Annotated in this window: 23 protein-coding genes; 21 read left to right on the top strand and 2 right to left on the bottom strand. The window is 34.8% G+C overall.

Annotated elements, in window-relative coordinates:
- Positions 1 to 142: 142 nt before the first annotated feature.
- Together ACFWDE_RS25490 and ACFWDE_RS25485 are read right to left on the bottom strand one after the other, a co-directional pair.
- Positions 143 to 925, bottom strand: coding sequence for a CheR family methyltransferase (locus ACFWDE_RS25490; RefSeq protein ID WP_215574702.1), 783 nt, complete (start codon positions 923 to 925; stop codon positions 143 to 145).
- Positions 926 to 964: 39 nt separating this feature from the next.
- Positions 965 to 1,462 (bottom strand): flagellar motor switch protein FliG, encoded by a 498-nt coding sequence (locus tag ACFWDE_RS25485; RefSeq protein WP_215574703.1) that lies wholly within the window; start codon positions 1,460 to 1,462, stop codon positions 965 to 967.
- 143 nt (positions 1,463 to 1,605) lie between these two features.
- On the opposite strand from ACFWDE_RS25485, the gene ACFWDE_RS25480 reads away from it, so the two are divergent.
- The 21 genes from ACFWDE_RS25480 to ACFWDE_RS25380 all read left to right on the top strand — a co-directional run bounded on the left by ACFWDE_RS25480 (position 1,606) and on the right by ACFWDE_RS25380 (position 19,125).
- Complete coding sequence (locus ACFWDE_RS25480; RefSeq protein ID WP_000946323.1) at positions 1,606 to 2,070, top strand: YaaR family protein; 465 nt, start codon at positions 1,606 to 1,608, stop codon at positions 2,068 to 2,070.
- 15 nt (positions 2,071 to 2,085) lie between these two features.
- Positions 2,086 to 2,538, top strand: a complete 453-nt coding sequence (locus ACFWDE_RS25475; protein ID WP_215574704.1) for a hypothetical protein — start codon at positions 2,086 to 2,088, stop codon at positions 2,536 to 2,538.
- 17 nt (positions 2,539 to 2,555) lie between these two features.
- Positions 2,556 to 3,854 carry a flagellar hook-associated protein FlgK gene (gene flgK, locus ACFWDE_RS25470; protein ID WP_215574705.1) on the top strand — a complete coding sequence of 433 codons (1,299 nt, stop codon included), beginning with the start codon at positions 2,556 to 2,558 and terminating at the stop codon, positions 3,852 to 3,854.
- Positions 3,855 to 4,158: 304 nt separating this feature from the next.
- Positions 4,159 to 5,022 carry a flagellar hook-associated protein 3 gene (locus ACFWDE_RS25465; protein ID WP_215574706.1) on the top strand — a complete coding sequence of 288 codons (864 nt, stop codon included), beginning with the start codon at positions 4,159 to 4,161 and terminating at the stop codon, positions 5,020 to 5,022.
- A gap of 19 nt (positions 5,023 to 5,041) precedes the next feature.
- On the top strand, positions 5,042 to 6,418 hold the full coding sequence (locus ACFWDE_RS25460; protein ID WP_215574707.1) for a flagellar hook-associated protein 2: 1,377 nt from the start codon (positions 5,042 to 5,044) through the stop codon (positions 6,416 to 6,418).
- Between the two features lie 22 nt (positions 6,419 to 6,440).
- Positions 6,441 to 6,809, top strand: coding sequence for a flagellar export chaperone FliS (locus ACFWDE_RS25455; RefSeq protein ID WP_002135382.1), 369 nt, complete (start codon positions 6,441 to 6,443; stop codon positions 6,807 to 6,809).
- On the top strand, positions 6,799 to 7,071 hold the full coding sequence (locus tag ACFWDE_RS25450; RefSeq protein ID WP_215574708.1) for a flagellar biosynthesis protein FlgG: 273 nt from the start codon (positions 6,799 to 6,801) through the stop codon (positions 7,069 to 7,071). The genes ACFWDE_RS25455 and ACFWDE_RS25450 overlap by 11 nt, the downstream gene beginning before the upstream one ends.
- Positions 7,072 to 7,432: 361 nt before the next feature.
- Entirely contained in the window at positions 7,433 to 7,840 is a 408-nt protein-coding gene (gene flgB, locus ACFWDE_RS25445) for a flagellar basal body rod protein FlgB (RefSeq protein WP_001113113.1), read from the top strand.
- A gap of 20 nt (positions 7,841 to 7,860) precedes the next feature.
- Positions 7,861 to 8,274 carry a flagellar basal body rod protein FlgC gene (gene flgC / locus ACFWDE_RS25440; protein ID WP_000484680.1) on the top strand — a complete coding sequence of 138 codons (414 nt, stop codon included), beginning with the start codon at positions 7,861 to 7,863 and terminating at the stop codon, positions 8,272 to 8,274.
- A gap of 16 nt (positions 8,275 to 8,290) precedes the next feature.
- Positions 8,291 to 8,590, top strand: coding sequence for a flagellar hook-basal body complex protein FliE (fliE, locus tag ACFWDE_RS25435; RefSeq protein ID WP_215574709.1), 300 nt, complete (start codon positions 8,291 to 8,293; stop codon positions 8,588 to 8,590).
- 22 nt (positions 8,591 to 8,612) lie between these two features.
- Entirely contained in the window at positions 8,613 to 10,187 is a 1,575-nt protein-coding gene (locus tag ACFWDE_RS25430; RefSeq protein WP_215574710.1) for a flagellar M-ring protein FliF C-terminal domain-containing protein, read from the top strand.
- A gap of 13 nt (positions 10,188 to 10,200) precedes the next feature.
- Positions 10,201 to 11,205: a flagellar motor switch protein FliG gene (fliG, locus tag ACFWDE_RS25425; RefSeq protein ID WP_000883357.1), complete on the top strand. Its 1,005-nt coding sequence runs from the start codon at positions 10,201 to 10,203 to the stop codon at positions 11,203 to 11,205.
- Positions 11,192 to 11,881 carry a FliH/SctL family protein gene (locus tag ACFWDE_RS25420; protein ID WP_002135390.1) on the top strand — a complete coding sequence of 230 codons (690 nt, stop codon included), beginning with the start codon at positions 11,192 to 11,194 and terminating at the stop codon, positions 11,879 to 11,881. The genes fliG and ACFWDE_RS25420 overlap by 14 nt, the downstream gene beginning before the upstream one ends.
- Positions 11,878 to 13,182 carry a flagellar protein export ATPase FliI gene (gene fliI / locus ACFWDE_RS25415; RefSeq protein WP_215574711.1) on the top strand — a complete coding sequence of 435 codons (1,305 nt, stop codon included), beginning with the start codon at positions 11,878 to 11,880 and terminating at the stop codon, positions 13,180 to 13,182. Before ACFWDE_RS25420 ends, fliI begins: the two co-directional genes overlap by 4 nt.
- A 116-nt stretch (positions 13,183 to 13,298) precedes the next feature.
- Positions 13,299 to 13,709 carry a cytoplasmic protein gene (locus ACFWDE_RS25410; RefSeq protein ID WP_088039108.1) on the top strand — a complete coding sequence of 137 codons (411 nt, stop codon included), beginning with the start codon at positions 13,299 to 13,301 and terminating at the stop codon, positions 13,707 to 13,709.
- Positions 13,710 to 13,719: 10 nt separating this feature from the next.
- Positions 13,720 to 14,829 carry a flagellar hook-length control protein FliK gene (locus ACFWDE_RS25405; protein WP_377895559.1) on the top strand — a complete coding sequence of 370 codons (1,110 nt, stop codon included), beginning with the start codon at positions 13,720 to 13,722 and terminating at the stop codon, positions 14,827 to 14,829.
- A 3-nt stretch (positions 14,830 to 14,832) separates the two neighbouring features.
- Positions 14,833 to 15,405 carry a flagellar hook assembly protein FlgD gene (locus tag ACFWDE_RS25400; protein WP_215574713.1) on the top strand — a complete coding sequence of 191 codons (573 nt, stop codon included), beginning with the start codon at positions 14,833 to 14,835 and terminating at the stop codon, positions 15,403 to 15,405.
- A gap of 21 nt (positions 15,406 to 15,426) precedes the next feature.
- The gene (gene flgE / locus ACFWDE_RS25395; RefSeq protein ID WP_215574714.1) at positions 15,427 to 16,740 is read left to right on the top strand and encodes a flagellar hook protein FlgE; all 1,314 of its coding nucleotides are present in this window, start codon (positions 15,427 to 15,429) and stop codon (positions 16,738 to 16,740) included.
- A gap of 49 nt (positions 16,741 to 16,789) precedes the next feature.
- Entirely contained in the window at positions 16,790 to 17,125 is a 336-nt protein-coding gene (locus ACFWDE_RS25390; RefSeq protein WP_088039111.1) for a DUF3964 family protein, read from the top strand.
- Positions 17,126 to 17,589: 464 nt separating this feature from the next.
- Positions 17,590 to 18,075, top strand: a complete 486-nt coding sequence (locus ACFWDE_RS25385) for a LysR family transcriptional regulator (RefSeq protein WP_377895555.1) — start codon at positions 17,590 to 17,592, stop codon at positions 18,073 to 18,075.
- A gap of 141 nt (positions 18,076 to 18,216) precedes the next feature.
- The gene (locus tag ACFWDE_RS25380) at positions 18,217 to 19,125 is read left to right on the top strand and encodes a chemotaxis protein (protein WP_219917833.1); all 909 of its coding nucleotides are present in this window, start codon (positions 18,217 to 18,219) and stop codon (positions 19,123 to 19,125) included.
- Positions 19,126 to 19,624: the final 499 nt, after the last annotated feature.

Here is a 19,624-nt window from a genome sequence, read left to right as displayed (position 1 = left end):
GGCCCGGTACAATACCGGGCTCATACCCTAGAGGCTGCCTAATGAAACGACCTGTCTAACTTTCAGGGGTCACTTCATTCATTGTGACGACCTTTTTTATCCCGTAAAAGCCCGATTGGTATGGGCTGATTAAAGTTTCACTTTATATTTTTTCATAGAAGAATGTATCGAATCGCTGAAGATTGTAACGTTCGGGTGTTAAAATTTGTTCAGTACTACCAACAAATAATACGCCACCTTTTCGTAAGGAACGACTAAACTTTTCATAAAGTTTTACTCGTGCTTCTTCTGTAAAGTAAATCATAACATTGCGACATATAATTAAATCGTAATTTGTATCAAATGACTGCATTAAGAGGTCATGTTGTTTGAACGTAACGTTTTGCTTAATGTTTTGATGCAATGAATATGTATCATTATCTTTTGTGAAATGACGCTCTTTCAAATCGATAGGTAATTCTTTTAAAGAACGTTCTGCATAACGACCACGTTTTGCAGTTTCTAAAATATGAGAATCAAGATCTGTTGCTTGAATTTCATAGCGAAATGGAGATAGATGTTTCGATAAAATTAAAGAGAGTGTATATGGTTCTTCACCGGCAGCGCAAGCAGCACTCCATACTTTTAATTTCCCATTATTTTGTTCAAGTAATTTTGGTAGTGCTTTCGTCTCTAACGTTTGCCAGCGTTCTTTATTTCTGAAAAACTCTGAAACGTTAATTGTAATATAGTCTATAAAACTTAAAAATAAATTTTGATCGGCACGTAAATGATTTAAGAAATTTGCGTAGTTGTCAAATCCTTTTCTTGAAATGAAAGCATCGATTCTACGGCGCATTCTATCTTGTTTATACGAAGCGATATCCATATTGAATTGTTGTTTAAAACTCGCGATAAAATGATCATAATCTTGTTCAATTATCATATTTATAATAGGCACAATAACGATATTGTGCCTCCCCCTTTACATCATACGAATTTTTTGTTCAAAGCTTTTTTTCATCTGCTTTTCATGTAAGCCTGGTAAATCATAAATAACAGCATCAATTCCTGCTTCTTTTGCAACGTCAACGGGAATGACAGATGTATGTTTGTCCCCGTTATAAAAACAGAGAACTAAATCGGTATCTTCAATAATTTGTTTTACAAAAAACATAAAATCTGATCGATAAATGGAGTCGGAAGGGTGATCAAAAGCAACATACTCGGCTCCGTGTTTTTTTAAGTAATGAACGACTTCTTGAAATTCATCTGTTAATGCTTGTAACGGTTGTAGCGTGTAAAGGCATAAATTTTGAGCGAGTCTTTCGTTTTCGATGAAAAAACGAAGAACTTCATTTTCGATAGATTTATAACATAATATGTAAATTTTATGTTTGTGAGCATAGTCAGTTAAAAATTTTTTAATTTCATCTTGATCTAATGCTGTTAATTGATTTGAACCACAAAGAAAAATATTCATAGAATTGTGCCACCTCATGCTAAATTGTAACATATCTTTTATAAAAAATAACTGCAAAATATTACTGTTCAGAGTATAATTATAAATAACTGGATTTTACGATTAAGTTTAGGAAGAAATAAAAAAATAAATAGGTGATATATATGCTACGTTCTATCTCGCATAATCCAATTTTATCGCATATACCGCCTGCTACTCAAATGCCGAAAGAAGCAAATGTCAGGACAGGACTTGCATTTTCGGATAATTTGCATGCAGATCCGAAAAAAGATAAATTGCTAGAACAAATGGAAGCGTTTGTCGATAATATTGGAGAAATAAAAGAGAAAATTGAAATGGAATTAACGCTTGATAATGTCATGGAATACAAAAATACAGTGAAATCATTTTTGAATTTTTACGTAGATAATGTATTGCAATATAAAGACGTTATGTCTCGTCATCCGCGTTACGGATATTCACAGAAAATGACGATTGTGAAACAAGCAGAAATGGGATTAAATGAATTAGAAGATGTGATGAACTTAATTAATACAAAAACTGGACATTTAGAAATGTTAAATCAAATTGGAGAAATCCACGGTTTAATTGTAAATTTAGTCTTGTAAAAGGAAGGAAGCTATATGTACATACAATTATATGAGAAGCTCGTTATTATTCAAAAAGCATTTGAAAACATTCAAACGCTTGGAGAACAAATATATGAGAATTTAAAACATAAAAATGTAAATGCAGTTCAAAAATTGCAAGTAGAGCAATTGCAGTACATTGATGGTTTAAAAGGATTATCGAGCTCATTTGAAGAAATGGTTATTCAGTTTTGTAAAGAAAAGAGCGTTGAACCATCTCGCGTGAGTACATTATTTTCGTATTTTTCTCATGAAGAAATTGAAAAAATGGAAAAAACACAAAAAAACTTAGTTGAATTAGAAGAGAGTGTAAAAATGATTCTTTTAAAAAATCAATATTACTTAAACGTACTATTAAAAACTACAGAAAGTATTGTGGATTCCGTTTCTGAATATAATTTGGAGAGAAACAATAATTCGCAAATCTTTATGAACGTACTATTGTAAAGGAGAAGTGAAGCTTTATGAGATTATCTGATTATAATACGCCGTTATCTGGTTTATTAGCAGCTCAAATGGGGTTACAAACGACAAAACAAAACTTATCTAACATTCATACACCAGGTTATGTGCGTCAAATGGTGAATTACGGATCTGCTGGGGCAAGTAATGGGAGTTCACCTGAACAGAGAATTGGTTACGGTGTGCAAACATTAGGCGTTGACCGTATTACAGATGAAGTGAAAACGAAACAATTTAACGAGCAAGTATCTCAACTCTCGTACTATAATTATATGAATTCTACTTTATCGCGTGTAGAGTCTATGGTCGGGACGACAGGAAAGAATTCATTAGCTAGTTTAATGGATGGATTCTTTAATGCGTTTCGGGAAGTAGCGAAAAATCCAGAACAGCCAAATTACTACGATACATTAATTTCTGAAACTGGAAAGTTCACAAGCCAGGTAAATCGTCTTGCGAAAAACTTGGATACAGTGGAAGCACAAACGAAAGAAGATATTGAAGCGCATGTAAATGAATTTAATCGTCTCGCAGCTAGTTTAGCAGAGGCGAATAAAAAAATCGGACAAGCTGGTACACAAGTGCCAAATCAGCTTTTAGACGAACGTGATCGCATTACTACAGAGATGTCTAAGTACGCCGATATAGAAGTATCTTATGAATCAATGAATCCAAATATTGCAAGTGTTAGAATGAATGGTGTTTTAACAGTAAATGGACAAGATACATATCCACTTCAATTAAATAAAGAAAAAGAACCAATGTCTGTCGGGATTTATGGCTCGGTTATTCCTTTAACTAGCGGAGCTATTTTATCAGCGATAGATACGAAAGCCAAGGTTGCTAGTTATAAGAAAAACCTTGAAGAATTAATGAGTTCTGTAAAAAATCAAGTGAATACAGTGATGGGAAAAGAGTTCTTCGTTGTAGATCAAGCGAAAGATATTAAGTTAAACCCTGAATTCGCAAAAGATATTTCGAAAATGAAAATTTCTGCTGAAACGGCAAATGAACTGGCAGGGATTACAGATGAAAAGTATAAAGAGGGCCTTTCTTATAAACAAGCATTAGATCAATTTATCGTTGGGGTAGCTTCTGATAAAAGTGCAGTGAATGCGTATCAAAATATCCATAAAGATTTATTAGAAGGTATTCAGCAAGAAAAAATGAGTATTGAAGGCGTCAATATGGAAGAGGAAATGGTTAATTTAATGGCCTTTCAGAAATACTTCGTGGCGAACTCTAAAGCTATTACAGCGATGAATGAGATGTTTGATAGTTTGTTTTCGATTATTAGATAATGAGGAATAAAAGCGCCCCCTCTTTCTTTTATGGTTGGAGAGAGGGCCTGCGAAGGATAGAGGCGGTCAGTGCCTATTAGTGGCCCAATCGATGTGAGACCAGAGATATGAGATGGTTGAAGGGTAAGTTAGCTGAGAGGAAAGCCATGTTTAGTAAATGTATCGCCCTCGTGTTAAATAAAAATGACAAAGCTCTCTTTTATGAGGGAAAAGAGTATCCGTCGTAGGGTGGAAGCGGAGAGCCGTATATAGTTGCGGTTTCTTCTTCACGCCAATTCAAATATAGATAAAGGAGAAGATGGAGATGAGAGTATCTACGTTTCAAAATGCAAACTGGGCAAAGAATCAGATGATGGATTTAAATGTGCAACAGCAATACCACCGAAATCAAGTAACTTCAGGGAAGAAAAACCTTCTTATGAGTGAAGACCCACTTGCAGCAAGTAAATCATTTGCGATTCAACATTCATTGGCAAATATGGAACAAATGCAAAAAGATATAGCGGATTCGAAAAATGTGTTAACACAAACTGAAAATACTTTACAAGGTGTTTTGAAATCTTTAACAAGAGCAGATCAATTAACAGTACAAGCATTAAATGGAACAAATAGTGAAAAAGAATTGAAGGCTATTGGTGTAGAAATTGATCAAATTTTAAAACAAGTTGTATATTTAGCGAATACGAAAGAGCAAGGCCGTTATATTTTCGGTGGTGATAGTGCAGAGAAGCCACCGTTTACAGAAGATGGTACATACCAAGGTGGAAAAAATGATGTGAACTGGCAACTAAATGACGGTTATGAATTCAAAGCGTTCCGTAACGGAGAAGCATTATTATCCCCAGTTATAAAAACGTTAAAACAGATGAGTGAAGCGATGCAAAACGGTGACCCAAAAGCGTTAAAACCGTTATTAGAAGGAAATAAGCAAAACTTAGATGGCATCATTAATCGTACAACTGAAGTTGGTTCGACAATGAACACAATGGAGACGTTTAAAACAATTTTAAGCGAGCAAAATGTAGCACTTCAAGAAAATCGTAAAGAAATTGAGGATGTTGATTTAGCGGTCGCAATTTCTGATTTAGCTTATATAAACGCAACGTACGAAGCAACATTAAAAGCTGTTAGTACGATGAGTAAAACGAGTATTTTAGATTACATGTAAATGATAAGGAGTGAAAAATATGGCAGGGACAATATCTAATTATGGTGACAGACAGCAAATATGGAATTTAGGAAATAATATGATAGATACAAAGAAGTTAGTAGATTTAGAGTTACAAGCATTGGAAATGAAAAAATCACCATATACTACACAAAAACAAACGTTAACAAATGAAAACAAAGTGTATGCGAGCATGAAAAAAGAGTTTGCAAATTTTGTGCAAGTATTCAAAGATTTAAACACATTTAAAGGTGATGAAAAGAAAACAACTCTATCCAAAGATGGTTTTATGACAGCACAGGCGGATGCTGCTGCAATTCCTGGAACATACACAATTACAGTAGAGCGAGTAGCAGAAAGGCATCAAATAACTACAGCTCCACTTACTCCCCCAAAAACTCCTGAAGGTACGGAGCAAAAATTCAGTTTAGATTTAAAGCTTGGAGTAGATGATGTATTTCAGATAAATGGAAAAGAAGTTAAAATTTCGGAAGATATGACGTATAAAGATCTTGTCAATAAAATTAATAATGGAAATTATGGTGTATCCGTATACACATTAGGGGATCAACTATTTTTCACATCTACTATTGCAGGAAAAGAGGGAGAGCTGAAATTAACGGATGGTGCCAATGGCTTTTTACAAAATATAGGGCTGGTTACTTCTGCGAAAAATACGGATGGAACGAATGCCATTGCACATCAAGTGACAGGAGCAGTAAATGCAGAATATACAATAAATGGAATTAAGGGAACTAGTAAAACAAATAAGATTGATACAATTCCAGGATTAACTATTAACTTAGAAAAGGTAACTACAGAGCCAATTAAATTAACTATCGAAGATTCAGATATAAAAAATTCGATAGATTTAATCAAAAAAATGAAAGATGAGTATAATAACGCTGTTAAAAGTTTAGATTTGTTTTCTGGTGAAAATGGAGTAATGCAAGGGAATAATGTTTCATTTGCTATCAGTAATGCAATGACAAGCATTTTTAGATTTTCCCAAGATGATAAGTATTTATTTTCTTTTGGGATTCAAATTGATAAAACAGGAAATATGACTCTTGATGAAGAAAAATTGAAAATAGCTTTTAAAGAGAATCCAGAATCTACAAAACAATTTTTCTTTGGTTTTGATGGCATTGGTCATGATATAGATAAAAAGCTCGAGGGAATCTTTGGAGATGAAGGGATTATTGGAAAACGCTCTAAAAGTATTGAAAAGCAAGTAACTGATTTAGAGAGAAAAATTCAAGATATTGATACAATTAATAAGAAAAAACAAGAATCAATTATTGATAAATATGCAAAGTTGGAAAGCCAGCTAGCATTGCTTGATAGTCAGCTGCAGACAATCAAAGCAATGACAAAAACAAAAAGTGATGATTAATGAAAGCTGAGGAAGTGATTATATGCAAGCATGGCAACGTTATATGCAAAACGATATTATGACGAGTAATCCGATTAAAAATACAATATTTATTTATGAAAGATGTATCGTGGAGTTTCGTAAATTAGAAGAACTTTTAAATACATTTAAACTTCAAGAAGGAGACGACCTTCTTGAAAAGTTAGAACGTATATTTGAAGAGTTGAAGCTTCAATTAAATCCTGATATTTCGAAAGATTTATATGACAGCCTATTCGGTTTATACGATTGGGTTAGCATTCAAATTCAAACGATGAAAGTAACGCGTGAAGCAAAAGACATTGATGCGATTGTACAAGTGTTACAAGATTTAATAGACGGTTACCGTGGAGCGCTCGAAAATGAACAATGATATTTATCGAACGTTTGTCAGTTGTTTTAATAGAATCGGTGAATTGCAGGTTTCAGATGAAGAATTTGCTGAGAAAAGTGAGATGTTAAATCGTTGGATGATGACATTGGATGAAGAAACGCGCACGCAAGTTGCAACGGAAGTTACCCCGTGGATTATTAAGGCAGCGCAGCATATTCGAGATAAGCAAAAGATTTTGGAAGAAATGATTATGGAAAATGATGGGCGAATGAAAGCTAATTCATTTTATGGTAAATATTAATGATAAAGTATGGAAACGGATTCCCCTTTTTAAAAGGGAATCCATTCCTTGTTTAAATAAAGAGTTCCGCTGATTGAGGTTTCACTTTATGCCTGTAATGAGAAAGTAATCTAAAAATATAAAAATTGACTTTGATTTGTATTTCATATATCGAAATATTTCATGGATTACTACGTGTATACATTTTTTTGTATTCTTTTTTATATTTTTGTATTTTTCTAAAGACAACAATGGAAAAATGGAATAAAATATGTAAGGGTACATGATAGTTAATATTTTAATAAACACATATAAGAAAATAAATAATGAAGTGAAACTTCCATCAGTGGATCATTAAGGTAGAAAAGGAAGGGTGTGGAATATGCCAGATTTAGTGAGTGATGTAAGCCATTATATGAATTATTTAGTGACGAAACGAAATACTGTTTCTAGTAATATTGCAAATGCGAATACGCCTGGCTATAAAGCACAAGATGTAACATTTGCTGAGCAGATGAGTAAGAGTAGTGCGTTATATAAGAACAATGCGGCTGATTTAAAGAGTAATCCAGATTTATATCAAACGAATGAAATGCACTTACCGACAGTAAATATGAAAAATACATATGCAAAGATTCAAACGAAATCAATGCAAACGAATCAAGATGGAAATAGTGTGGATGTGACGACAGAAATGCTAGATTTAATGAAAGCAAATCAGTTATACGGTATTTCAATTAATGCAATTAATACACAATACGCAATTAACCAAGCAGCACGTGGACGTTAAAGGTAGAAGGAGAGACAACGATGTTTCAGGCAATCAATGCAAGTGGCTCAGGCCTAACGACAGCGAGAAAGTGGATGGAAGTTACTTCAAACAATATTGTAAATGCGAATACGACAGCGGCTCCGGGGGCAGATTTATATGAGCGTCGTAGTGTGGTGCTAGAATCAAATAATAGTTTTGCAAGTATGTTAGACGGGGCTCCTACTAACGGAGTGAAAATAAAAAGTATTGAAGCAGACAAAACGGAAAACTTAGTGTATGATCCGACGCATCCGCACGCAAATGAAGAAGGATATGTACGTTATCCAAATATTGATGTAACTGCTGAAATGACGAATGTTATGGTTGCTCAAAAAATGTATGAAGCAAATACAAGTGTATTAAATGCGAACAAAAAAATGCTCGATAAAGATTTAGAAATTGGACGAGGATAAGGGGGAAGATAGGGATATGAAAATTCAACCAATGTTAAATACACAGCCATTTGGAGCAATTCAGTCAATTGGTGCACCGAAAACTTCGGAAAATTCTGTGGTTGAGGGAAAAAAGTTTATTGATTTATTGGAAGATATGAATCAAACGCAAAATAATGCGCAAACAGCAGTATATGATTTATTAACAAAAGGGGTAGGAGAAACACATGACGTTTTAATTCAGCAAAAAAAAGCTGAATCTCAAATGAAAACGGCTGCTCTCGTACGTGATAATCTTATTGAAAATTATAAGTCACTAATTAATATGCAAATTTAGGAAAGTGGACGGGTGTGTTTAAATGGAAAAGATAAAAAATGTTATCCAATCGTTAAAAACGTGGCATAAGTTAGTAATCGGTGCTGCACTTTTAGCGGTTGTAACAGGAGCACTTTTATACTTCACCTTGCCAGATAAATATGTTGTTGTATATCAAAATTTAAATGATGCAGATAAGCAAGAGATTACAGCAGAATTATCGAAGTTAGGTGTCGATTACCAATTAGCGGCCGATGGTTCAATTCGTGTGCAAAAGAATGATGCTCCATGGGTTCGAAAAGAAATGAATGGAATGGGCTTACCGTTTAACTCTAAGAGCGGCGAGGAAATTTTATTAGAAAGCTCACTCGGGTCAAGTGAGCAAGATAAAAAAATGAAGCAAATTGTCGGTACGAAAAAACAATTGGAGCAAGATATTGTACGAAATTTTGCGACGGTTGAAACGGCAAATGTTCAAATTACATTACCTGAAAAAGAAACAATTTTTGATGAAGAAAAAGCAAAAGGAACAGCGGCGATTACTGTTGGTGTGAAGCGTGGACAATTATTAACAGCTGATCAAGTTGCTGGTATACAGCAAATGATTAGTGCGGCAGTTCCTGGCGTGAAAGCAGAAGAAGTAAGTGTTATTGATAGTAAAAAAGGTATCATCTCAAAAGGAGCAGATGAAGCGCATTCTAACAGTTCCTCTTCTTATGAAAAAGAAGTAGAGATGCAGCATCAAATTGAAGGTAAATTAAAACAAGATATTGACGCAACGTTAATGACGATGTTTAAGTCAAATGAATATAAAGTGAATACGAAAGTGTCTGTAAACTACGATGAAGTTACACGTCAGTCAGAAAAATATGGTGATAAAGGTGTACTTCGTAGTAAACAAGAGCAAGAAGAAAGCTCTACTGCGCAAGAAGGAGCAGATACGAAGCAAGGTGCTGGTATTACAGCAAACGGTGAAGTGCCGAACTACGGTACGAACAATAATCAAAACGGTAAAGTTGTCTACGATAATAAAAATGGTAACAAAATTGAAAACTATGAAATAGATAAAACAGTTGAAACAATTAAGAAACATCCAGAATTAACGAAAACAAATGTTGTTGTATGGGTAGATAATGATACGTTAGTAAAACGAAGAATTGATATGACTACATTCAAAGAAGCGATTGGCACAGCAGCTGGGCTTCAAGCTGATCCGAATGGAAACTTTACAAACGGTCAAGTTAACGTTGTAACTGTTCAGTTCGACCAGCCGAAAGTTGAAAAAGAGAAAGAGCCAGAAGAAAGTGGTATGAACTGGTGGTTATTCGGTGGAATTACAGCTGGCTTGTTAGCGTTAATTGGCTTAATATGGTTCTTCTTAGCAAGACGTAAGAAAAAGAGAGAAGAAGAGGAATATGAAGAATACTTAGCAGAAGAGGAAATTGCTGCAAGCAATGAAAGTATCTTGGAAATTCCTGAAGAAAAAATAGTGCCAGAGCCAACACCGGAACCAGAAGAACCGAAAGAACCAACGTTAGATGATCAAGTGCAGGAAGCTACGAAAGAACATGTAGAAGGTACTGCAAAAGTAATTAAAAAATGGTTAAACGGACAGTAAGGGAGGAACAACGATGTTAGATGAAATCTCCTCCAAAGAAAAAGCTGCCATCCTCATTCGTACATTAGACGAAGGGGTGGCAGCAAAAGTCATTGAATATATGACAGCTGAGGAAAAAGAAGTATTACTTCGTGAAATTGCGAAGTTTCGTGTATATAAACCAGAAACGTTAGAAAATGTGCTAGGGGAGTTCTTGTATGAATTAAATGTAAAAGAATTGAACTTAGTCACTCCAGATAAAGAGTACATTCGTCGCATATTTAAAAACATGCCAGAAGACGAGCTGGAAAAATTATTGGAAGACCTTTGGTATAACAAAGATAATCCGTTTGAGTTCTTAAATTCACTTACAGATTTAGAACCACTTCTTACAGTGCTCAATGATGAATCACCGCAGACGATTGCGATAATTGCTTCTTACATTAAACCGCAACTTGCTTCTCAATTAATTGAGAGATTGCCAGATCATAAACGAGTAGAGACGGTAATGGGTATTGCAAAACTAGAACAAGTTGATGGTGAATTAATTAATCAAATTGGTGAGTTGTTAAAAACGAAATTAAATAATATGGCATTTAGTGCAATTAATAAAACTGATGGCTTGAAAACGATCGTGAACATTTTAAATAATGTTTCACGAGGTGTTGAAAAAACAGTCTTTCAAAAGCTGGATGAAGTCGATTATGAGTTATCTGAAAAAATTAAAGAAAATATGTTTGTCTTTGAAGATTTACTTGGTCTTGAAGATCTTGCGCTTCGCCGTGTATTGGAAGAAATTACAGATAACGGTGTTCTTGCGAAAGCACTTAAAATTGCAAAAGAAGAAATTAAAGAGAAATTATTTACATGTATGTCTTCAAACCGTAAAGAGATGATTCTAGAAGAATTAGATGGCTTAGGACCGCTTAAGATGACGGATGCTGAAAAAGCGCAGCAAACGATTACAGGTACAGTTAAAAAGCTAGAAAAAGAAGGAAGAATTATCGTTCAAAGAGGTGAAGGGGATGTCCTTATTTAAAAACAGAATTCCGAAGAATTCTGTTTCTTTTTCTGAAGAAACGTATGAATTACAATTTCCAAAACTAGCTTCAGTCCAAATAGAAGAGGAAGAATTACAAGCTGATCATGCAGAGCTTCGCGCCCAGCAAGAATCATTACATATGGAAATGAATCAGTTAAGACAAGGGCAGCAAATGCTAGAACGAGAGCGTCAGCAGCTAGTACAAGATAAAGAACAATTTCAAATGCATATTCATGAACAAATGGAACAGATGGAAGCAGCACGTATGCAGTTTCAAAAAGAACAGCAAGAAACAGCATACGAATGGACAGAGTTATTGTGGGATCAATCTTTTCATCTAGCAGAAAAAATCGTAAACCAAGCGGTAGATTCACGATTACTTGATGTGTTACCAATTTTAACTGGCATCGTTCAAACGTTGCCTACTTCATTTGAAAAATTAATAATAACAGTACATCCAGAAACGTTTGAACGTATTCAAGAAGAGAAGGAAAATACGAAAGAGTATTGGTTACTACAATTAGTAGAATGGAAATATGATTTCTCCCTGCAGTTCGGTGAATTTGTTTTGGAGGAAGAGAAAGAGTTTTTTGAATTTAAATTTGCACCTATATTTGCGAAACTTCGTCAGAAATGGGAAGAAGAGAAGTTGTTTGAGGAGCAAAATGTATGAACAACAAGCTCATAAATGAACAGTATAAGTGGAATACGTTTATCGAAACACCGTTTTATACGAAAATTGGTAAAGTTCATAGTGTACAAGAACAGTTTTTCGTAGCGAAAGGACCGAAAGCAAAAATTGGAGATGTTTGTTTCGTTGGAGAACATAATGTTTTATGTGAAGTAATTGCGATTGAAAAAGAGAATAATATGTTACTGCCATTTGGACAGACAGAAAAAGTATGTTATGGGGATTCAGTTACATTAATTGCAGAAGATGTTGTTGTACCTCGTGGTGATCATTTACTTGGAAAGGTGTTAAGTGCGAATGGTGAAGTGTTAAATGAGAACGCTGAAAACATTCCACTACAGAAAATAAAATTAGATGCCCCTCCTATTCATGCATTTGAGCGTGAAGAGATTACTGATGTATTTGAAACGGGAATAAAATCAATTGATTCTATGTTAACAATTGGTATCGGTCAAAAGATTGGTATTTTCGCTGGATCAGGTGTTGGTAAATCTACTTTACTTGGAATGATTGCAAAAAACGCAAAAGCGGATATTAACGTTATTAGTTTAGTAGGAGAACGTGGCCGAGAAGTAAAAGACTTTATTCGAAAAGAATTAGGCGAGGAAGGAATGAGGAAAAGCGTTGTTGTTGTGGCGACGTCAGATGAAAGCCACCTTATGCAACTTCGCGCGGCAAAGCTTGCAACATCTATTGCTGAATACTTCCGTGATCAAGGTAACAACGTACTACTCATGATGGATTCTGTCACTCGTTTTGCTGATGCGCGCAGAAGTGTTGATATTGCAGTGAAAGAGTTACCGATTGGTGGTAAAACACTGTTAATGGAAAGTTATATGAAGAAGTTGTTAGAGCGATCTGGTAAAACACAAAAAGGATCTATAACAGGTATTTATACCGTACTCGTTGATGGAGACGATTTAAACGGTCCTGTACCAGATTTAGCACGTGGTATTTTAGATGGACATATTGTATTAAAGCGTGAGCTTGCTACGCTTAGTCATTACCCTGCTATTTCAGTGTTAGATTCAGTAAGTAGGATTATGGAAGAAATTGTGTCGTCTAACCATTGGCAACTTGCAAATGAAATGAGAAAAATCTTATCTATTTATAAAGAAAATGAATTGTACTTTAAATTAGGGACGATTCAAGAAAATGAAGAAAATGCTTATATTTTTGAATGTAAAAATAAAGTAGAAGATATAAATACGTTTTTAAAGCAAGGTCGATCGGATAGTTTCCAATTTGATGATATCGTTCAAGCGATACACCATATAATATAAGGCCTCGTACGCGGAGGCCTTATTTTTTTGTTTTTTAATATTTCACAGATTTTTTTAGAAAAAAACTATATAATAGAAAAAGAGAGCGTTATAATAGGAAGGGGCTATGAAAACAGGTGGATAAACAGCAGTACGACACGATAAAATTGCAGATTAATCAAGAAAAAGAACATATTTTAAAAGAAGTGTACGAATTAACAGCTGAAAAAAGAAAAATAGAACAAAAAAAAGAATATGATTTATATGTTGTGAAATCACGTAGCAAAGTCGTACAAACTGGGCAACGTATTATGGCTGGCATGCTTTCTTCACATACGTTTTCACCTGAAAGAATAGAAGAATGGAATCGAAAAATTAAAAAAACAGAAGGTTTTATTCAAAAAAATGAAAGCCTTTTAGAACAAGTAAAAGAAAAAGAACGTGTCATTGATGAAATGTATCAAGAAGATTGTAAGAAGCTTGCGAAAGTAAAAGAAAAGCTGGAAGAAAAAATGCTTCTTGATTTAAAAATGTGTATGAACGGATGAGGTGGATGTAGTGATACAGTTTGTATTACCGGTGCAGCAAAGTTTACCTCCGCAAAAAGAAAAAGGGCTAGAAGTACAATCGAAAAATGAAAATTCTTCATTCGATAATACAATGAGAATTGAAAATAAAAAACAGCCGAAAACGGAGAAACTGAAACGAGAAGAAGCACCAGAAGAAGAGAAGAAAGAATATATTCTCGCAAAAAAAACGGTAACGAAAGAAGAGCCGATTGTAAAGAAAGAAGAAAAGAAAGAGACAGAACAGTTATTGTTAGCTGTATCTGAGCAGATGGTTGCAATTGAGCAATTACGTGTGCAGCCAGAATTGTTATATCAATACATACAAAAAATACAAGAGTTGTATAAAGAATATGGAAATATAAAACTTAACGAATTGCCTGCAGCTGAATTACAACAATTACAAGAGCTCCTTTCAAACATGAATATTAAAAATGCCATATGTTTAGAAGATACAATGCAAATGGTGTTAGACAAAGTGAAGATGCCGGAGCAAACGATGCACGCATTGAAAGTTGTAGAAACAGAAACTTGTAATATCGCAAAGAAACAAGAAGAGTCTAAAGACGTAGACCTTCCGAAATCAGAGAGTGATGATGTAAAGATAGAGTTGCCAGAAGTTGATTCGTTAAACGATTCGAATTCTGCGGGTGCGGAATTATTAAATAAAGCAACGAATACCGATCAAATAGGAAAATCAAATAGTGGCGCTGAGAAGGTTTCGTTGCCTGACTTAGGAAAGAAAATGGAAGCGCAAGTAGAAGCACTGCAAAAATTTGTAGTGAAACAAGAACGTGTTTTATTCCAGCTAAATCCAGAAAAACTTGGTACGTTAACTGTGTTTATGAAAAAGCATGGAGATCAAATTGATGTTCACGTAGAAATGGAAAAACACGATGCGAAAAAACGTGTTGAAATCATTTTTGATGAATTGAGGCTAAAGTTAAAAGAAAAAGAAATTAATATTCAAATTAGCTATTCTGATAAAGATGAAAACCGTAAAGAACAGCGAGAACAAGAACAAAGGCAAAAGCAGAAATCAGTAAGTACGCAACATGAGAAACAACAATCAAAAGAATTTGCGGGATTATTGGAGGAATAAAGCGTGCCAACAGTTGGGTTAAATACAACGAGTACAAATCATATTCCGTTACAAGCAGGAGCACAAACAAAAAACGCATCTGTTAATGGTGTGCAATCGCCAGTTCAACAAACAAACGGAGTTTCAGCAGGAGAGCAAAAGACTCCTGGGATAATGGGGAAAGATGATTTCCTAAAATTGTTTTTATCGAGTTTCCAACATCAAGATCCATTTAATGCAATGGATATGAATCAAATGATGAACCAGACAGCGCAACTATCGCTTATGGAGCAAGTACAAAATATGACGAAAGCAGTAGATAAACTGCAATCAACGATGTATACGACAGCTCTTGATGGCGGGATGAAATTTTTAGGGAAGTATGTTAGAGGTGTAAACAATAAGGGAGAGCAAGTGACTGGTCAAGTGGAAACAGTTCGACTTGCCGAAAATAACGATGTACAACTTATTGTTGATAATCAAGTTGTCACACTTCGTTTTGTAGAAAGGGTTTCAGATAAACCGATAGCAGAAACAAATCCAGAAGATGAGAAGAAAGATGATATAGAAAAGAATGAAGAGGTTAAGAAAAATTAATAAAAGGAGTGTACATAGATTATGATTAAAGCGTTATATACAAGTATTACAGGGATGAATGCAGCACAAAATGCATTAAGTGTTACTTCAAATAATATTGCAAATGCACAAACAGTTGGATATAAAAAGCAAAAAGCTATTTTTGATGATCTGCTATATAATAATACGGTTGGTTCACGTGGTGACGGTGCTTATGCTGGTACGAATCCAAAGAGTATTGGTAACGGTGTAAAGTTTAGTGGGACATCTACAGATTTTAGTGATGGTTCTATTACTTTAACTAGTGATAAGATGGAGACAGCCATAGAGGGAAACGGCTTATTTTTAGTTGGGGATCGTAATGGTGGAAATGTAGAGTATACGAGAAAGGGGTCTTTTGGTGTATCGAAAGATAACTATGTTACAACTACAGGTGGACAGTATGTGCTAGGTTATGGTGTGAAAACAGGAACACAAGAAATAGATTTTTCTTCACGACCAAGTCCAATTCATATTCCGATGGGATCAGCTGTTGGTGGGATTCAAACAGATAAGGCAACAATAGGTGGAAACCTTCCTAGAAACCAAAATGCATTAGCTCACGAATTCACAGTTTTTGATGAGGAAGGAAACTCGTTAACGTTACGTGTAAATATTAAGCAAAAGACTACAAAAGAGACTGTAGACGGAAAAGAAGTTGAGAAGCCGGTGCCAGGTGAATATACATATACAGTTTCTGTAAGAAATGATTCTAAAAACGAAAAAGAATTTAAGCCTGTTGAAGGCATGACGGGCGAAAAAAATCTTAAATTTGATACATTAGGAAATTTAAAGGAGACAGATGAATCTGTACAAAAAGATCCAGTAACTGGTGAAATTACTAAAGGTGGAACGGTTAAAATTCCTTTTGGTAAGGGACTGACACTGGATTTAAGTGGTTTAACAAATTATCCGACAGGGAAAACTATTTCTACAACAGAAGTAACGGGGCGTCCAGCTGCAATTGCAAATGACTATTCTATTTCTGACGGTGGTTTTGTTATGATGAGATATTCGGATGGTAGTATGAAGGTTGTAGGACAACTAGCTGTAGCTACATTCCCTAATTCAGGTGGATTAATGAAAACTGGGAATGGAAATTACATTGCCACACCATCAGCGGGTATTCCAGGGGTAGGTGTTGCTGGTGAGAATGGTGCAGGTAATGTACGGGGGTCAGCAAAAGAAAGTTCAAACGTAGATTTATCTGTAGAATTCGTTGACTTAATGCTGTATCAACGTGGATTCCAGGGAAATGCGAAAGTAATTAAAGTGTCAGATGAAGTATTAAATGAAGTTGTAAACTTAATTCGATAATATAGTATAAAGAAAAATTGTAATGTAGTAGAAAGGGTTTTTTATTCGTATGACAAGACAAGAGCGAATTTTACAATTGCCTTTTTTCGAAAATAAACGTGAACTTGCCGAGCAAGTGTTAAACATGGAACGAGAAGAGCATGCATATTTACCGGATCAATTTGAAATTAAGCAAGTGCCTCCGTATTCATTTGGTGAAAAGGAAGCAATCATTGGTCGTATTCATGAGTTTTATTTCGTAAGTGTTGGTAGTGATGGTGTTTGGAAGTATCAACTGTTTAAAGATGAGATGAAGTGCCGTGAGTTTTTCGTTATGTTGCCGGATATTACGGATCAGCAGCTTGCTTTTTGGTTCAATAACATTGAGCTGTTGAAAGGGGCGTAAAAGCTTTCTTTTTAGGTTTTGAGAGAGGGCGCGATGAGTAGTAGCGGTCAGTGCCTATGTGTGGTTCGTGCATTGTGAGACCAGAGATATGGAGTGGTACTAGGTTAGCTTAAGATGTGTGAAACGATAGTTTAGATGAATAACGATTGTAGTTGTGTTCATTTAAAGTTTTGAGAGAGGGCCTAGCGATGAGTAGTAGCGGTTAGTGCTTATGAGTGGCTCGCATGTTGTAAGACCAGAGATATGGAGAGGTTCTAAGGTAGTTGAAGAGGCGAGGAGCCATGAATAAGATTGATAGGTTCTAGGTTAGTTGAGGAGGCCGAAAGTCAATTGTGGTGGCGCCTATTCTCTTTTTGAAGATAGGGTCTATAAGTAGTGATTTGAAATAGAGTTAGATTAATTTAAGATAGTTGTGCTATATTGTACAATTAGACTAAGTTTATATAAAAGGAGAGGTGAGGAGGATGGCGCAGAATAAGTATCGCGTTACATTCATTTCGCCAAGTGAGGTTGAGCAACGTACTGTAATGGCGGCGAGTAGTTTACCTAATTTAATACGTCAAGTAGAGAGTATTATTGCAGATCCGAACGGTTATTTTGTAAATGATAAAAAAAATAATTGCTATTTTAAAGTTATTAAAGAAAATGTTACGTATATTCAATATGAGTTACTATTTTCTGATAAGGAAATTCACATTGAAAAATTAGAGCATATGGCGCCTAGTGTACTGAAGAAATTATTTGAGAAAATAAATGATCCTGAACTATACGCTCTTTCGCTTATCGATGTTGATATAGCGACGAAAGAATATGTGCTAGGAGAAATGGGTCCAGAGCTAAGAATGAGAGTGGAAACAGAGCTTTCAAAAAAGTGGGAAGCGATGCCGACAGAAATTGTAGGAGCACAAGAAGTGTTACTAGAGGCACTTGCTTCGTTTATACAAGATTAAGTTTTACCGGTAGTATTTCTACTTTAAAACTGTGAGGATCACTCAACTATCTATATTTTTCATATAGGTAGTTGACTTTTTGATTTTAATAAAGCTTAATAATTAAATATACGGAATTATTGGAAGGGGAGCGACACCTTTATGTCACAAGCACAAAGTATTTTATTAGAAAGCGGAACAAACGAATTAGAAATCGTAACGTACACTGTTGGTGAAAATTTATTTAGTATTAATGTAATGAAAGTGCGTGAAATTATTAATCCATTCCCTGTTACAACTGTGCCAGAAGCTCATCATGCAGTTGAAGGTGTTGTTCAAGTACGTGGTGAAATTTTACCTGTTATTAACTTAGCAACCGCTCTTAATTTAAGATCGACAAAGCCACTTGATCAAACGAAATTTATCATTTCAGAATTAAACCAAATGAAGGTTATTTTCCGTGTTGATGAAGTACATCGTATTCAACGTATTTCGTGGGAACAAATTGATGAACCAGCTTCATTATCTATGGGACTAGAAGAAACGACATCTGGTATTGTAAAACTAGATGGGAAAATCATTTTACTATTAGATTATGAAAAAATTGTATGTGAAATTAGCGGTACTGGTTATGACAATAAATCACTTGCAGGATTAGAGCAAAAAACAGATCGAGCTGAAAAGGTGATTTATATTGCGGAAGATTCAGCGATGCTTCGCCAAATATTAGAAGAAACATTATCATCAGCTGGATATACGAAAATGAACTTCTTCAGCAATGGTGCAGAAGCGTTAGCACAAATTGAAAAACTAGCAAAAGAGCAAGGTGAAAGAATGTTTGAACATATTCATCTGCTTATTACAGATATTGAAATGCCAAAAATGGATGGACACCATTTAACGAAAGTAATTAAAGATAGTGAAGTAATGAAGCAATTACCAGTTATTATTTTCTCTTCATTAATTACGAATGAGTTGTTCCATAAAGGTGAGGCAGTTGGAGCGAATGCTCAAGTGAGTAAGCCTGATATTCAAGAGTTAATTGGTTTAGTTGATAAGTTAGTGTTGTAAAGAGGTTTTGAAAAGCTCTTTTTTAGTTGGGAGAGAGGCTCCAGCCAAGAGAGGAAGCGGTTAGTACTTAAAAGTGCCCTGTGCGTAGTAAGAACAGAGATATGAAGTGGGTTTTAGGTAAGTTAAAGAAGAGGGAGGCCGAGTTGTTGATGAACAGGCTTACATTCTTTTCTTATTAGCTAAAATTGAGGAACTAGCCATTGTAGTAGTACTGGTTAGTTCCTTTTTAGTATCCCATGTTCTATAAAGGCAGAAAAATTGAACGTTTCTAATGTAGTCGCGGCTGTGTATATTCATAGTTTCTTTCGTCTTTTTAGTTGTTTTTATATTTGGAAATATAGATAGGTTTAATTGTTTTTCTCATCTTTACTACTTGAAAATATAAGAGATAATGTCACTGGATTGTAGAGTGAGATTTCGTGATAGCGCAAACTTTTTCGGTGAAATTAAATTGGGAATACCATATAATATAATTAAACATATTTTATCAATATAATAT

This window comes from Bacillus sp. NPDC060175 (assembly GCF_042728695.1).
Lineage (GTDB): Bacteria > Bacillota > Bacilli > Bacillales > Bacillaceae_G > Bacillus_A.
This window is presented reverse-complemented; position numbering and strand designations above follow the sequence as displayed.

Bases quoted from the DNA above. Each gene is read 5' to 3' on its own strand.
- ACFWDE_RS25490 (WP_215574702.1), bottom strand. From the start codon at position 925: ATGATAATTGAACAAGATTATGATCATTTTATCGCGAGTTTTAAACAA.
- ACFWDE_RS25485 (WP_215574703.1), bottom strand. From the start codon at position 1,462: ATGAATATTTTTCTTTGTGGTTCAAATCAATTAACAGCATTAGATCAA.
- ACFWDE_RS25480 (WP_000946323.1), top strand. From the start codon at position 1,606: ATGCTACGTTCTATCTCGCATAATCCAATTTTATCGCATATACCGCCT.
- ACFWDE_RS25475 (WP_215574704.1), top strand. From the start codon at position 2,086: ATGTACATACAATTATATGAGAAGCTCGTTATTATTCAAAAAGCATTT.
- flgK (WP_215574705.1), top strand. From the start codon at position 2,556: ATGAGATTATCTGATTATAATACGCCGTTATCTGGTTTATTAGCAGCT.
- ACFWDE_RS25465 (WP_215574706.1), top strand. From the start codon at position 4,159: ATGAGAGTATCTACGTTTCAAAATGCAAACTGGGCAAAGAATCAGATG.
- ACFWDE_RS25460 (WP_215574707.1), top strand. From the start codon at position 5,042: ATGGCAGGGACAATATCTAATTATGGTGACAGACAGCAAATATGGAAT.
- ACFWDE_RS25455 (WP_002135382.1), top strand. From the start codon at position 6,441: ATGCAAGCATGGCAACGTTATATGCAAAACGATATTATGACGAGTAAT.
- ACFWDE_RS25450 (WP_215574708.1), top strand. From the start codon at position 6,799: ATGAACAATGATATTTATCGAACGTTTGTCAGTTGTTTTAATAGAATC.
- flgB (WP_001113113.1), top strand. From the start codon at position 7,433: ATGCCAGATTTAGTGAGTGATGTAAGCCATTATATGAATTATTTAGTG.
- flgC (WP_000484680.1), top strand. From the start codon at position 7,861: ATGTTTCAGGCAATCAATGCAAGTGGCTCAGGCCTAACGACAGCGAGA.
- fliE (WP_215574709.1), top strand. From the start codon at position 8,291: ATGAAAATTCAACCAATGTTAAATACACAGCCATTTGGAGCAATTCAG.
- ACFWDE_RS25430 (WP_215574710.1), top strand. From the start codon at position 8,613: ATGGAAAAGATAAAAAATGTTATCCAATCGTTAAAAACGTGGCATAAG.
- fliG (WP_000883357.1), top strand. From the start codon at position 10,201: ATGTTAGATGAAATCTCCTCCAAAGAAAAAGCTGCCATCCTCATTCGT.
- ACFWDE_RS25420 (WP_002135390.1), top strand. From the start codon at position 11,192: ATGTCCTTATTTAAAAACAGAATTCCGAAGAATTCTGTTTCTTTTTCT.
- fliI (WP_215574711.1), top strand. From the start codon at position 11,878: ATGAACAACAAGCTCATAAATGAACAGTATAAGTGGAATACGTTTATC.
- flgE (WP_215574714.1), top strand. From the start codon at position 15,427: ATGATTAAAGCGTTATATACAAGTATTACAGGGATGAATGCAGCACAA.
- ACFWDE_RS25390 (WP_088039111.1), top strand. From the start codon at position 16,790: ATGACAAGACAAGAGCGAATTTTACAATTGCCTTTTTTCGAAAATAAA.
- ACFWDE_RS25385 (WP_377895555.1), top strand. From the start codon at position 17,590: ATGGCGCAGAATAAGTATCGCGTTACATTCATTTCGCCAAGTGAGGTT.
- ACFWDE_RS25380 (WP_219917833.1), top strand. From the start codon at position 18,217: ATGTCACAAGCACAAAGTATTTTATTAGAAAGCGGAACAAACGAATTA.